Source organism: Streptomyces sp. NPDC002573, assembly GCF_042889625.1.
Lineage (GTDB): Bacteria > Actinomycetota > Actinomycetes > Streptomycetales > Streptomycetaceae > Streptomyces > Streptomyces gibsoniae.
Map to the genome: position 1 here is coordinate 61856 of NZ_JBIARC010000044.1, position 14548 is coordinate 76403.

At 67.9% G+C, this 14548-nt stretch carries 10 protein-coding genes; 6 read left to right on the plus strand and 4 right to left on the minus strand.

From position 1 onward, the window contains the following. The first annotated feature begins 370 nt into the window (after positions 1-370). The 4 genes from ACFYX0_RS32275 (at position 371) to ACFYX0_RS32290 (ending at position 5054) form a co-directional block, all read left to right on the plus strand. The gene (locus ACFYX0_RS32275) at positions 371-1957 is read left to right on the plus strand and encodes a serine/threonine-protein kinase (protein WP_388975544.1); all 1587 of its coding nucleotides are present in this window, start codon (positions 371-373) and stop codon (positions 1955-1957) included. A 402-nt stretch (positions 1958-2359) separates the two neighbouring features. Next, complete coding sequence (locus ACFYX0_RS32280; protein WP_388975547.1) at positions 2360-2791, plus strand: hypothetical protein; 432 nt, start codon at positions 2360-2362, stop codon at positions 2789-2791. A 422-nt stretch (positions 2792-3213) separates the two neighbouring features. Then, positions 3214-4164 (plus strand): restriction endonuclease, encoded by a 951-nt coding sequence (locus tag ACFYX0_RS32285; RefSeq protein ID WP_388975549.1) that lies wholly within the window; start codon positions 3214-3216, stop codon positions 4162-4164. Positions 4165-4790: 626 nt separating this feature from the next. Next, entirely contained in the window at positions 4791-5054 is a 264-nt protein-coding gene (locus tag ACFYX0_RS32290; RefSeq protein WP_388975552.1) for a hypothetical protein, read from the plus strand. 469 nt (positions 5055-5523) lie between these two features. Here the strand turns inward: ACFYX0_RS32290 and ACFYX0_RS32295 are convergent, their stop codons facing one another. After that, positions 5524-8325: a hypothetical protein gene (locus tag ACFYX0_RS32295; protein ID WP_388975554.1), complete on the minus strand. Its 2802-nt coding sequence runs from the start codon at positions 8323-8325 to the stop codon at positions 5524-5526. 521 nt (positions 8326-8846) lie between these two features. Between ACFYX0_RS32295 and ACFYX0_RS32300 the strand changes: the two genes are divergently transcribed. Continuing rightward, a complete protein-coding gene (locus tag ACFYX0_RS32300) occupies positions 8847-9428 on the plus strand; it encodes a transposase (RefSeq protein ID WP_388975556.1) in 582 nt (193 codons plus the stop codon). Positions 9429-9935: 507 nt separating this feature from the next. Here ACFYX0_RS32300 and ACFYX0_RS32305 read toward each other — a convergent pair. After that, on the minus strand, positions 9936-10364 hold the full coding sequence (locus tag ACFYX0_RS32305) for a hypothetical protein (RefSeq protein ID WP_388975558.1): 429 nt from the start codon (positions 10362-10364) through the stop codon (positions 9936-9938). A 959-nt stretch (positions 10365-11323) separates the two neighbouring features. Continuing rightward, a complete protein-coding gene (locus tag ACFYX0_RS32310; RefSeq protein ID WP_388975560.1) occupies positions 11324-11851 on the minus strand; it encodes an STM3941 family protein in 528 nt (175 codons plus the stop codon). Positions 11852-12282: 431 nt separating this feature from the next. On the opposite strand from ACFYX0_RS32310, the gene ACFYX0_RS32315 reads away from it, so the two are divergent. Further along, positions 12283-14337 carry a SpoIIE family protein phosphatase gene (locus ACFYX0_RS32315; protein WP_388975562.1) on the plus strand — a complete coding sequence of 685 codons (2055 nt, stop codon included), beginning with the start codon at positions 12283-12285 and terminating at the stop codon, positions 14335-14337. Positions 14338-14458: 121 nt separating this feature from the next. Here ACFYX0_RS32315 and ACFYX0_RS32320 read toward each other — a convergent pair. After that, positions 14459-14548 (minus strand): Rieske 2Fe-2S domain-containing protein (locus ACFYX0_RS32320; RefSeq protein ID WP_388975565.1); only part of this gene is annotated, 90 nt, incomplete at its 5' end.

Here is a 14548-nt window from a genome sequence, read left to right on the forward strand (position 1 = left end):
GCACGGCCGGATTCCCGGCCGCGACTTCCATCGCTCGTTGGCCTGCGACACCACGACGGTACGAATCGAGGTCACCGACACCGCACCGAAGACGTACCGGCCGTGACGACGCCCACGCACCTCCGCGACACCGACCGCGGCCTGCTCCTGGTGAAGCACCTCGCCGACCGCTAGGACTGGCACCTGCGCCAGGACGGCCCCGGCAAGACGGTCTGGCCGGAGTATGACCTGCCGGCGGGAGACCGACCCGCCGCCACACCCTCCTGCACGTCGTCTACCGCCGCGCCCGACGACATCTGGACGGCGGATCGACGCAGCGGTCACACTTGGCCCCTGACCGTGACTGTTCTTCACGCACACCGGGGGCAAGGTGCCGCAGGAGGCGATCTCCGACCGTTACGAACTCCTGGAGGAGCTCAGCCACGGCGGCATGGGTGACGTGTGGCGCGGTTACGACGCCGTGCTCGACCGGCCCGTCGCCGTGAAGCTCATCCGGCAGGCGTCGGTCACCTCCCCTCAGCTGGCCGAGGAGTTCGCCAAGCGGTTCCGTCGCGAGGCCCGCATCACCGCGCGTATCCAGCACCCCGGCGTACCGCAGGTGTACGACGCGGTGCTCGATGAGTCGTACGAGCGGCTGTTCCTGGTGATGGAGCTCGTCGACGGCGTACCGCTGTCCTCCTACCTCGACCCCGGCCGGCCGCTGCCGGTCAGCTGGGCGGCCGCAGTCGCCGCGCAGGTCGCGACCGTGCTGTCGTACGCGCACGACGTGCCGGTGATCCACCGGGACCTCAAGCCGGGCAACATCCTCGTCGCACGCGACGGCACCGTGAAGGTCCTCGACTTCGGCATCGCTGCGATTCTGCGCACCGACGTCACCAAGCTGACCGCCACCGGCAGCCCTATCGGCACCCACCAGTACATGTCGCCGGAGCAGGTCCGCGGCGGACGCATCACCCCGCAGACCGACCTGTACGCGCTGGGCTGTGTGCTGCACGAACTCCTCAGCGGGCGCCTCGTGTTCGAGGCGGAGAGCGAGTACCGGCTGATGTACCAGCACGTCAACGCCGCCCCCACCCCGCTGCGACAGCTGCGGCCCGACGTCCCCCAGGCGCTGGAGGAGCTGGTCCTGCACCTGCTTCGTAAGGCACCCGAGGCGCGGCCTGCCGACACGCAGGAGGTGTACGCACGGCTGCTGCCGTTCCTCCCGCCGCCGGGCGGGGAACCCGGCCCGATCGATGTCGGGCCGGCCGGCGCGCCCGACCCGACGGGAGTGTTCCGTCACCCTTTCGCGCCCCGCGCCCGCGCCCAGACCCCCATACCCGGTGGTTCGATGCCAGCAGCCGTCCTCCCGGGGGCCCAGCCGGTGCCTGTCCCCGACCGGCTGCGCGAGGACATCAAGGAGGCGTACGCCCACTCCGACGCCCTGCTGGAGGAGGAGCGATTCGCGCAGGCCGCCGAGGTGCTCGGCGAGGTCATCGAACCCGCGGCCCTCGCCCTCGGCTCCGAGAGCAAGCCGGTCCTGGCGCTGCGCCGCCAGCGCGCAGCAATCCGCCTCCTCGGCGGCGACTACCGGTCCGCCCTGCCCGAGTTCGACGCCCTCGCCGACGCGTACGCCCGCATCGCCGGACCCACCGGCGAGCAAGCCCGAGCCTGCCGCGCCCAAGCGGCCCGGTGCCGCGCCGAACTCGGCCAGGTCACCGACGCGCTCGCCGCGCTCCAGGGGGTGCTGAACGTAGTACGGGCCGTCGACAGCGACGTCAGCGAGGAAGCCGTGGAGCTACGGCACAACATCGGAATGCTGCTGCTCGCCCAGGGCCGGGCTGCCGAAGCCCGGCAGGTCCTCGAGCCGCTCCACGAGGACATGTGCATGGTGTTCGGCCCCGACGACGAGATGACCGCCGAGATCGCCGAGGCACTCGCCGTGATCCGCCTCGGCCTCGACGGTTCGGCTTCCTGACCCGGGCCCTCCAGGAACGGCACGAGAACAACCCTGTCCCACGGCCTCGGCCGGTGGTCCCGAACCACTCATCGTCCAAGGTCACGATACGTACGAGACCATATGGATTGTCAGACTGCGCGGATACCCTGCCGGGTGTGCGACATGACGGACCCGGTCGCCGCCCGGCAAGCGGCGAAAGCCGCAGAACGAGAGCGTCCGACACGGCCGTGCGAACGCCGGGAGATGCCAGGGGCCCTCGGGGATGAGTGGCTTCACCCAGCGCAAGTGGCGTTGGCTCGGTGTCGGGGGCAGCGACGCCGTCGAATCCGTGCTGGCCTGCCCACGGAACCGGTGACCGTCGCCGGGATACCCGAGTCAACCCCCGAAGGACTTCCGGAGCCGACTACTAAGGAGCAGTCCGTGCCGATGCACAACAAGGTCCACCATGTCCGTCAAACGGGCGGACAAGTTCCGGAATCCGGCAGCAGAGTCCCGCTGGCACTCTTCGCGCTCTCGTCCCCGTGCAGGACCTGCCACCAGTTCCTCTTCCGGCTCCAGAGATCTGGCGGCCTCGTGTGCGAACGCTGCCGCAGGTTCGACCAGCTCTACTCCGCAACCGCTCGGCTCGAGCGGAAGATCGACGAGGCCTCCAGCCGCCGGCCCGCGCTTGCCTTGGCTGAACCCCCGCTCGCGGATGCCGAGGAGAAGGTCAAGCGCCTCAAGGCGCGCAAACTCCCCGCAAGTGCAACCCGCGAGCGGATCTTGGCGGGGCGCTTGGACAAAGAGCTCGCTGACGAGGCGCTGCGGCGTTATACGGCGCTATACGAGCGGGCGACCCGGAAGGCTCCCTGACGTTATGTGGCTCGGCGCCGCCAATTCCCTAAAGGGGCCTCTGCAGAGCACGCGTAGACGGCCCAGGGCCCCGTCCGATGAGTGAGCGGAAATGTGCCCTTGCAGTGCAGCCCTTCAGGCCGCTTTCCCGGACCACGACGGTCATTGCGCCATGATGCGTCATGTCCACGACTGCTTCCCGGACGTCAGCGGCCGCCAATCTGGGTCGTTGTCAGTTCGGACCACTGTCCGTCCCGAGCGGTCGACGCGCATGAAAAGCAGAAGATCGCCGGTTCGGCTCCGACCCCAATCGCCACCCGCGCTAGGGTGCCGCGGGCAGGGCCTGTGGTCGACGTAGACCCGATTGCGGACGCATCCTGCGTGCGCGCGTGGATTCGCGCCGCGTTCCTGTGGTGGGCCAAGGATCAACTTGGAGGATTTGAGTGAGCGACACCCCAACGGACGCCACTGTGGACGATCTGCCGAAATTTCATGATTTCTTCGCCCCCGCTCTAGCCGTCCTGGCGGCCGGGGAGACGATGCAGACGCGCGACATCATCGCTGAGGTCTCCGACCGGCTCGGGCTGACCTCCGAGCAGCGCAACCAGGTCATACCTAGCGGACAGCGGCGCCTCGACAATCGCGTGACGTGGGCGTTGAGCTACCTGTTCCACGCCGAGGCCGTACGGAAGCCCCGCCGTGGTCTGTTCGAGATCACGGAACGGGGACTCAAGTTGGCCCAGGTGCATCCGCATGGGTTCGGCCTAGATGTACTGCGGCAGTTTGAAGAGTTCCGTGCTTTCCAGGCACGATCCAAAGGATCCGTAGGGGCGCAGGCCGACGGCCCCACCGGCGCCGATGACACCAGTGATCAAACACCTTTCGAGCAGATCAGCGCCGCAGTCGAACAGCTTGATGCCGACGTCGCCACCGAACTGGTGCAGCGTCTTCACGCCGCCCCGCCTGAGTTCCTGGAGAAGGCGGTCCTGCGCCTGCTAGTCGCCATGGGCTATGGCGGCAGCGACGAGGCAGCCGTCCACCTCGGCGGTCCCGGGGACGGCGGGTTCGACGGAGTCATCAATCAGGACCCCCTTGGTATCGGCCGCATCTATATTCAGGCCAAACGGTACAAGGTAGACAACGCCATCGGCAGGCCGGACGTGCAGGCGTTCCTAGGCGCGCTACACCACGCCGGTGCGGCTGGCGGCGTCTTCATCACCACCAGTCGGTTCACGCCAGACGCCGTCGCCTTCGCCCGGTCCATCACCCCACGCGTCATCCTCATCGATGGTCCACGTCTCGGACGGCTCATGATCACCCATGGAATCGGGGTACAGGAGCGGCAGACTTTTCGAGTAGTGGAGACTGACGAAGACTTCTTCGAGACCGCATGATCGGGCCAGGTTGACCCGAGGCTCGCTCGATCGCTTGCCCAGCCAATACCTGCCGGTGGGGGAGGGCAGGTCTTCTACCTGGCAATGGGCTGGACCACCTGGTCGGCCCTGTCGCTCAGCTTTAACAACAGCAGTGCCGGTGCTTTGTGGATCCTGACGGTAGAGGATGACGGCAACAGAGTCGTACATAAGAACCTTGGCGGTAGCAAGGGGACTGCCTTGAGCCCTTGTAGTAGCGAGCGCCTCGTCCAGCAGCTGGAGAAGCCGACGTGATGGGGATGTCTCACGTGGTCTCCGCACGCGGGTTCGGGAAGACCGTCAAGATCATGCACTGACGCGAGGCTCAGGAGCAGTTCGCCGGCGAAGCAGCGTGGGAGAAGGCGTGGGCGCACGTGATGGCGGCCGACCCCCAGCCGCAACTCATCGTCATTCCCCAGTCGCGGCCTCTGGAACTAGCCCGCGACTGGTTGAGCTTGGATGAGCCCCATCGATCCTGTCATATATGGACGAGCTGCCACAGATCGCCGCTCCACTCTCGCTGAGAACTTCTAATCTCGCCGAGAACTTCCCAACTCCCAGAGATGTCCAACACAATGGGGGCTGTTGCCGATCTAAGGGGGGTACCGGTGGCAGATCAAGAGTCGCCTCGAGTCCTACGGCTCACGTTCGAGTTCCACGTGCCTGTCGGCCTGCGCGTGAACATCCGCGGCGAACGCATGAAGGCGGCCGCGGCGGCATTCACCAGCGCCGTGCAAGCCCTGGCCAGTCAGGTGTTCCCATGGGCCTCCAAGATGAGGGTCCGTACCGAGTGGTCATACGCCTGGTACGACGACCAGCCCGAGCCCGTCCAGTTGCCGCCCACGGAGAAGAACACGCCCACGTCCAAGTAGTTGCCGCCGACTGGCCGGAGGCCGCGGAGCTGGTCGTCGCCTGAGGCCCGGGCGGAGCCCTTGCGGCAGAGATTCGTGAGGAGCTCGCAGCGCGGCTGAAGCGTGGGATCCCCGGCTGATCTGCTGGGGGCTCCGCACGTTTCCCCGCTCGGTCGTTATGGCCGGGCGGCGCCTTCGCTCGCCCGCCGTTCCGGCTCGGCTTGGGTTCAGACCCACTCGGAGTTCACTCGCAGGCCTGCAGCACGAGCTCTGGTCGACTGTCCGGTGCCGTACGCCACGAGAGTCACGGGCGCGCCGGCCACCGCACGGTCGAAGCCAGGATCTGCCAGCACGCTCCGTGGCTGGCCCTGACTGGGGTTTCGCGTCTGTCCGGCACGAATCTCGGCGCGTGCGCGTCCGCTTGCGAACGCGGACGGGGCCGGGGTTTCCCGCGGCCCCGTCCTTGAATGCGGCGTGGGTCAGGTCGTGGTCACCGTGCTGTCTTTGTGGTGCCGCTGGCCCAGAGGGCGCCCCCCTTGCCGGTGCCGCCGATCGTCTTGTAGACGACCAGGTTTCCGTCGTTCTGCATCACCGCGTACGCGCCGGAGTTGCGGTACGTGCCGGTGGACCACAGGGCGCCGCCCTTGCCGGGTCCGCCGGTGCTCTTGTAGACGACGAAGTTGCCGTCCGTCTGCATCACCGCGTACGCGCCCGGGTGGCCGTAGGTCCGGCTCGACCAGATGGCCGCCCCGTCACGTCGGCGGTACATCGCCAGGTTGCCGTCCGTCTGCATGACCAGGCGGGTGTAGGTGCCCTGCGTCCACCATCCGGGCTTGAGGGTGGTGCCGGAGTAGGTGGTCTGCGGCCGGGCGTAGGTGCCGCTCGCCCACAGGGGCGAGGTGCTCGCCTTCTCGTAGACGACGACGTTGCCGTCGTCCTGCACGGTGGCGTATGCACCCTGGTTGCCGTTCGTCCGGCTGGACCACAGGACGCCACCCGTGCCGGGGCCGCCGGTGCTCTTGTAGACGACCAGGTTGCCGTCCGTCTGCATTACCGCGTACGCACCGGGGTTGCCGCCCGTCCGGCTTGACCAGACGGCCTGGCCGGTGTCCTTGCCGGTCTTCAGGTACGCCACGAGGTTGCCGTCCGTCTGCATGGTCAGCGTCATCGTGGAGCTGCTCAGGCTGTGTCCGGGGGACAGGTACTGTCCGGGGTATATGAAGGCGCCTGCGGCGGGGGCGGGGGTCGAGGCGGGGATGTGCGGGTCGACGAGGTGGATGTTCTTCCCGCTGTCCACGTAGGCGATGCCGCCCTGGTACTTGTCGACGGCCCAGGTGACCCTGCGGTCGTCGGCGACCGGTCCGCCGAGCAGGTCGGCCAGGTCGGTGGTGGTGGCGATGTCGGTGTGTACGTCGGTGAGCGTCAGCTTGCCCGCCGTTGTGTCGTGCTCGACGACGAATCCGTCGCCGAGCTGGGCGAGACCGGCGGGCACGGGTACGTCCTTGCCGGTGGCCAGGTCCCACACGCCCGCCGGGCCCAGTTCTCCGCACGACCAGTACACCCAGTGCTGGGCGGCTGCCTGCAGCTCGCCGGGCACGCACCGCGCGCCCGTCGCCACGGTCTGAACGGTGCGCTGGGTGGTGAGGTCGACCTGGGTCAGTGTCCCCGTGGTGGACCCGGGAACCCACACCGTGGAGCCCGACAGCGCGGCGGCGGTGACGGGGCGGTTGAAGAGGACGTGGCTGTTGCCGCCCGCGTCCGCGTCACCGATGTACTGCTTGTTCGTCGAGCCGCCGTTGTAGACCACGTAGCGGCCCTCTGCGTCGACGAGGGTGCCGCCGGTGGCGCCGGGTGTGACCAGGTCCGCGCTGCTGTTGGGGGTCTGCACGGTGACAGCGTCGCCCTGAGCGTTGGCGTTGCGCCACAGCTGCGAGATGTTGCCGTCGCCGGTGGCGATGGGCGGGTTGCAGGTGGCCGCGGCGTCGCAGTGGGTGGGCGCGAAGGGCTGGCCGAAGCCCTGCTCGGGACCGTAGGTGGGCGGGGAACCGAGCTGCACGGTCCGGTCGTAGACGTAGTCCTGACCGCTCGATTCTCTCCGCACGGTGTACAGCCTCCCGCCGCCGAAGGCCAGACCGTCGAGGGAAGCGGGCACGGGAGGGTCGGAGTCCACGGCGGTCCCCGTCGGAGTGCCGTCCGGTCCGGCGGTGAACAGGCGGGCCGCCCAGTCGGTGACCGACGAGCCGCCCACAACCACTGCCCCGTTCGGCTGTTGCCTCAGAGTATTGAAGTTGACGTGGTCCAGGAGCGGGGTCACGGTGGCGGAGCCGGACAACGGCATCGCGTAGAGCGGGTAACCGAGTGTGTCGTCCGCGGTGAGCGGACCGCCGTGCGACACCGAGTGGGTGATCAGCAGGGAGTCGCCCGCGATGGCCAGGTAGCGCAGGGTGCTGGTGTACCCGCTGCCCAGCGGCGCTGCCGGGACCGGGATGGTGTTCTCCGGGCCAGTGGGGGCGGAGCGCGACACGACGTGGACCTGTCCCGCCGATGCCTTCCCGTCGGCTCCGTATGACGAGTACCAGGCAACGTACTTGGCAGACAGTACGACGTGAGCGGATGGGGCCAGCGGTCCCAGCACCGGCGTCACCGCACCGGTCGCCAGGTCCACCAGCGCCAACCGACCTTCAGGGGTGCCGTTGGTGCTGTCTCTGTAGGGGATTACCACCGAGTCGGCGTCCCCGGCGAGAACCGTGGGCTGCGGTGTGGCGCCCGCGGGCCAGCCGGTGACCGGTGTGTCGGTCTGCTGCCCGTCCGCCATGCCGAGCACATGAAAGCCCGTCACCGTTCCGTCCGTGGCTTTGGTGACTGTCAGCACGCGCGAGCCGAAGGTCCCCAGGTAGCTCTGGTCGGCGCCAGGGGTGATGGTGGTGGTCGTTCCGGAGTCCATGTCGTGCAGGTGGTACCCGTCGACCGCCGGAGTCGCCACGACATCGGAACCCGCGCCGGTGTACCCGGGTATCGGGTTGGTCCTGAGCCCGGGCAGCGGGATGTCCGGCCCACCCGCGTACTTCGTCCAGACGAAAGTGGACTGGCTGCCGGACTCGTGCAGGAATCCGCCCGTGCCGGCGAAGACGACGATGTCGTTGGGCGGGTTGTTCAGCAGAGCGGCCGGTATGACCGTCTCCGTGGGGGTGTCGGCCGAGGCCGTCGCCGCGGTCAGCGGCAGGACCCCCGAAGCGAGGGCGAACGTCGCGGCGACCGCGATGCATCCGCTCCTCAGGGTGCGTTGGACCACCCATTCCTCCTTCGCAGTGGGGCATGGGTGACATCCGGCCGACGACCGGCCGCCGAAAGTTCTGTGCACACCCGGTGGTTGAAGCCCGGCTGTCGCCAAGTGCCCGAGCCCTCGGTCACCATGGCCCCATGCGGAGGCGACATTAATGCACCCGGAAACCTTGGGGAACAAACGTTCCACCAAGTGTGCGCCCCTCCAGAGGTGTTGGCATCGAGGTGGTGGCCCCCTTCGGTCTTCCTGGTTGCTTGCACCCTTGGTGCAGGTCCCTGTCCGGCGGCGGTGGCTCGTCTGTCACTGTCGGTCGCTGTTGGTCGGCCTCGAGCGACCTCGCACGGTCCAGGGACGGCCCAGCCCTACATGCTCAGAGGGGGGCGGTCTTGCCCAGCGAGCGGCCCAAGGTGCTGATCACTCGGCCTAGCCGTTCGTTGGCTTCGTGAGGGAGCGCCGTCCGCCAGGCCCGTGCCGAGATCCCACAACTGGTCGAGGCCCTGGACGGGGACTTCACGCCCCACCACGCGTTTATGGTCCGCCACTACCTCGACCAGATCGACCACCTCAATGCGTCGGTCGCGATGTTCGACGTTCGGATCGCCGAACTGCTGGCCGCCCAAGAGCGCGACCTCGACCTGCTGGACACCATCCCCGGCATCAGCCGCTTCGCGGCCGAGATCGTCATCGCCGAGACCGGCGGGGACATGGCCCAGTTCGCCACCGCCCACCACCTCGCCTCCTGGATCGGAGTCTGCCCCGGGCAGAGCGAGTCCGCCGGCGTGAACCGCTCCGGGCGCACCCGGCACGGCAACACCAACCTCAAGCGACTGCTCGGGGTCGCCGCCATGGCAGCAGTCCGCAACAAGAACTCCTACCTCGCCGTGTTCTACCGCCGCATCGCCTCCCGCCGCGGCGCGAAACGCGCCCTGGTCGCCGTCATGCACAAGCTCGCCATCGCGATCTGGCACGTGCTCCACGACCAGGTCCCCTACCGCGAACCGGGCGCCGACTACTTCACCAAGCGCAACCCCGAACGCGCCATGCGCCGCATGGTCAAGGAAGCCAACAGCCTCGGCCTGACCCTCCGCTTCGAACCCATCTCAGCGGTCTGACCTCACACACTCTGACTTTTCGTGTCAGTAATCAGCCGCGGCCCGCAGAGCCTGATGGCCTCCACCGTGCCACATACCAGCAGCCCCTCGCAGCCTGCTGTCCCAGCACGGAAACCGCCGTCACGGTGCTAGCCGACCGTCTCAATTTCCGTCTCGTTCAAGCTCGCGCAACTCTCGCGAAGGCTCAAGCGCCAAGCCGAGCAGTGACCGATCGGCGCGGCACATGGCCTCCCTTCAGGCTGGGTGCGGGTCTCTGAACGAGGATGGCGACATCGCGTTCATAGCTGCTTCGTACAGCTACGCGGAGGTGGGCGCGGCCACGCGGTGATGGTGGCGGCGGTCGTGGACGCATCTCAGACGGTGCGAGCCGAGGACGGCCCCCGGTGACGGCCCATCGTGCATTCTTCGCCCGGGTTATGCGACCGGATGCACTGCGGCACGTCACGAACCTGTGTTCGATCACCCAAGGGTGCCGGGTGAGGCTGTCTGTGACGTGCGTAGCTGTCTCTACTGTCGGGTATCCGGTCCGTCGTCCTCATCCCGCCGGCGTTGCTCGAGCCAGCACTGAGCCTGAGTGTTCTGCCATATCACGCCGAGCCTGACCTGATCACGTGTCAGGCCGGTCTCACGGGCCAGGTCTGCCTCGCTGATCCCCTTGGGGTGCTGCCGCAGCGTTCGAGCGATCTTTCCTGCCCACAGCTCGGCAGGCATGAATGTCTGGTCCTCGTATTGGTCGACCAACGCCGCCAGGTGTCCGCGCGAGCACCCGACCAGGAGACGGGTCCCGTCCAGTCTCGGATCAACGGGATGAACCGCGGATGAATCCGGGACCAGCGCATAAAACGTGCGACCCAAGACCACCTCCCCGCAGACGTCGCACAGATCACGCAGAGTCCCGTTCTCGCCCCCACTCTCCGGAGTTCTGTCGATGCTCACCGGCTGCGCCCCCTGTCGGACGCCGCCGGAGGTCCGGACGCCTCCGAGTACATCACTGCGGCGCCCTCTGCCACCCACCGGTAGCGAGCAACCAACATGATGCGGTTGACGCTCTCGCGCACGAACGTGTCCACGGCGCCCTGGCCGGCTGGGCGTTGACGGACGAGGACGTCGTCGGGTTCCCCCTCGTTCGTGATCTGCTGGGCCTCCCCAGCCCAGGGACAACCCACGAACACGTACACCCGAGGAACCATGCCGGACATCCTGCCCAGACCAGCCAATCCCCTCTGTTACAGGCACGATGACCATGCAGAGGATCCGCCCGAAGGGACCACACGCCCGTCGCTCGGGTCTCGGCGCGGAGGGCGTCAGGACGCATAGGCAGAGGCGGCGCTGAGCGACGGCCTGCTCAGCGGCCTCGCAGAGATGGCGCCATCCAGCAGCGGGTCGGCTCCCAGTAGGCCCGCCTCGCCCCCTACGTCAGCGAGGGGGGCCCGCCCGGACCTACCCAACCGTCTGGACAAACCCGGCGCGGCCAAACTTTCGGACCACCGCCGTGCCATTCGATGATGTCCGATTCGGCCACGTCCAACTCGTCCCAACCCACCAGCCCCGCGTATCGCAGAAACACCGCCAAATCGCGCAGCGAGTACGCCGTGCCCAAGATCCTGTAACCGGCACGTACCCGGCGACCGCCAGATCCGCAGGGCGCCTCCACGATCACGCAACGCACGGCCATGGCTATGGCTTCCCCCGGGCAAGGATCGATCGCATTCCGAGGAGGTGTGACCGAGGGTGACGGTGATCTCGCTGGTGGGTGTATCCCGGTTTCGGTATCCCGGATGGGGGCGGTCTGACCGCGACAGCGGGCTCAGTGGGAGCAAGTGTGGTTCGAGGCTGCCGAGACGTTCGCAAGGGGTGGCACCGCCGCCGGTCGCGCGGCGATTACGCGTCTCCGCTCAGTGCTGTACTGCGAGTCCGGGGCGGTGGCGCCGCATCGACTCCAGGACCGCCTCGGGCGGCACTGGCAAGGTGTTTGTGGCCATGTTGGCCGGACCAAAGCCGAGTCGTGCGTTCATGGACGTGGTGCTGCGGACGACCTTGGGTGCTCGAGCCAGATAGGCGTCCGGGTCGTGCAGCACCAGCTCAATGAACCGCTGCGAGGTGTTACGTACCCGCTGCTCGCGTATCTGCACGGCGGCTATCTCGTCCCAGCCGAACCGGCCCAGCCGCACGTGGTCCACTCCCGCGTCGGTAAGCACCAGTTCCGGTCGGTCGCGGAGCAGGCGCTGGGCGATGATCACCGAGCAGAACCCGAAGAAGGGCACGGCCAGCGCCCCCGCCACAGTCATCTTCACGGTGCTATGGACGACCAGGAAAACGATGCCCAGAGCGACGAAGACCAAAGAGCCGGCCAGCATGGCCCACACACGTCCCTTCGCGAGCGGATAGACCGTCGGGGGCAGCGGAACGCCGTTTGTGATCACGGGCTCAGACGATAGGACCAGAGCCCGCGTCGGCGGAAGCCTTTTCGCAGACCGTCTGGGGCCGTGGTCGTCCCGTCTGCCGTCGTCCCACAAGGGGCTCGGGGAGGACCCGACGGCCTGACCCAACGCGCTGATCCAATACGGAGGCCCCGGGCTGCGGTTCGGGGCTTCGGCCTGTCCACAGGTGGTCCCCACGGCTACGGTCAGAGGGGCCTGAAACGGGCTCTGACCTGCCGCGAGGCCCATCAAGATCATTACGTCGTCACTACGTGATCAGTCGCGACATACCTCCGACACACTCAGATGGCGGCCCAAGCCGAGCAGGCTGGCCACCCAGACCCGAATCTGGACCCGCGGACGTCCGACACGTCTCGAGGCGATGAGCGGCGCGGGGGAGCCAGGGGCACGCTGGATGGTGGAGGTGGGTTGCCGTGGCGCAAAACGAAGCCATCTCGCCCGTCGAGGACGCCGCAGTATTGGAAACTCTGTTCCACCAGTCCCCCACAGGCCTGCTGATCTTGGACACGAACCTGCGCATCCTGCGGATCAACCTCACCAGACCGGTCCTGCGCGCGGCGCCCCCTGAACAGATCGTCGGCCGACACCTCACCGACGTATACGACCTTTCCGCACCCGGTGAGGTGGAGGCGATGCTGCACGGCGTGCTGAAGAGCGGCGCGCCCGCACGAGCACAACTGGTGGGGGTGCGTCCAAAGGGCGCGCCGGGGCCGGAGTACCTGTTCTCCGTCTCGGTCTCTCGTCTGGAGAGTCCGCAGGGGAGGATTTGTGGCGTGCTGGGGGAGATGCTCGATGTCACCGAACGCGAAAAGGTAGCCGCCCGCGTGCGCGTTTTCGGCTCGGTGCGCGAGCACGTGGGACAGACCCTCGACGTGGTGGCCACCTGCCAGGAATTGGTGCAGGCGGTAGTGCCCGGCCTCGCTGACATCGCCGTGGTGGAAGTGGTGGACGCGGTGATACGTGGCGAGGAACCTCCGCCGAGCCCTCTGGGACGGGAGGTGCCGCTGCGCCGAGCCGCCTTCGGCCACAGCGGCGGCACGGAGCAGATTCAGGCACATCCGGTGGGTGACGTGCGGGCTCTACCCTTCACGACGCCTTACGCCCAGACGCTGGCCGACCTCAAGCCCCGCCTCGTCACCCTGGGCCCCGACACGCCCTGGCTGGTGGCCGACCCGCAGCGCGGCGAGGCGATCCGCGCATCCGGGGCCCACAGCCTCATCACAACACCCCTCACACTGCGTGGAACCGTGCTGGGGCTGCTGAGCCTGTACCGCGCCGATCCGGCGGACGCCTACGGCAAGGGCGACGTCACCCTCGCCAGTGCAGTGGCCGCTCACACCGCACTGTGCATCGACAACGCCCGCCGCTACACCCGCGAACACGCCATCGCCCTGACAATCCAGCGCCGCGTGCTGCTCTCCCGCCCTGCCACGCAGACCGCCGTGGAGACCGCGCACTTGCACGTGCCCTCCGAAGTGGGCGGAGGTGGCGGGTTCGACACCTTCGCCCTGCCCGGCGCCCGCACCGCGCTGGTGGTCGGCGAAGTCGCCAGCCAAGGCATCCACGCAGCCACCGCCCTGGGACAGATACGGACCGCCATCCACTCCCTGGCCGCACTCGACCTAGAGCCCGACGAGCTCCTTGCACGCCTCAACGACACCGCCATAAGCCTGGTCCAGGAATGCGCAGCTCTGCCGCCCGGCGACCTCATGCCGCTCATAGGAAGCTGCGCATACGCGGTCTACGACCCGCTCGCCCAGACCTGCACCATCGCCCTTGCCGGCCACCCCCCACCCGTCATCGCCCATCCCGACGGGACCACAGAGATCCCCGACCTGCCCGCCGGACCCCCTCTCGGCAGTGCTGAGGGACCCCCCTTCGCCGCCACCACGATCCCTGTCGCCGACGGCACCGTCGTCGCCTTCTACACCGCATCCCTCCTGCACACCTCCCCGTCCCCGGCCACCCTCCAACGGGTACTGGCCCACCCTGACCGACCACTGCAGGACCTATGCGATGACGTGCTCTACCGCCTGCGGAACGACACCCGCCACGGCGACATCTTCCTGCTCCTCGCCCGCACCCACCCATTCCCCGCCGACCAGGTCGCCACATGGCATCTCGAACAACACCCCAAAGCTGCCGCCACAGCGCGCACCCACGCCCAACTCCAGCTCAAACATTGGGGAGTGGATGAGGAAACCGCCTACACCACCGAAATGATCGTCAGCGAACTGGTCACCAACGCCGTCCGCTACGGCACCGCGCCGCTGCGGTTGCAGCTCATCAAGGACCGCACCCTCACCTGCGAGGTCCACGACGGCAATGCTCTCGCGCCGCGGTTGCGCCACGCGAAGACCATCGACGAAGGCGGGCGCGGCTTGTTCATCATCGCCCAACTCGCACAGAACTGGGGCGTCCGCTACTCCCTGGACGGCAAGACCATCTGGGCCGAGCAGACGCTCTGACCCACTCGATCAGTGCGCGAGGCAGGCCGAGTGCGACAGGACAGAAAACCAACGAGCTGCTGGACCAGCGTCTTGGGCGTCGAGGCCCGGCCGGCGGATCGTTCCAGGACCGCGCGCCGGTCTACAGGTCGCGGCTCTCCAGCGGCCGGGTGGCCGGGCCCTGCAGAACCTGCCCGTCGAGGCCGAACCGTGAGCCGTGGCAGGGGCACTC

Coding starts and splice junctions, on each gene's coding strand:
- ACFYX0_RS32300 (WP_388975556.1), top strand. CDS start 8,847: ATGGTCCGCCACTACCTCGACCAGATCGACCACCTCAATGCGTCGGTC.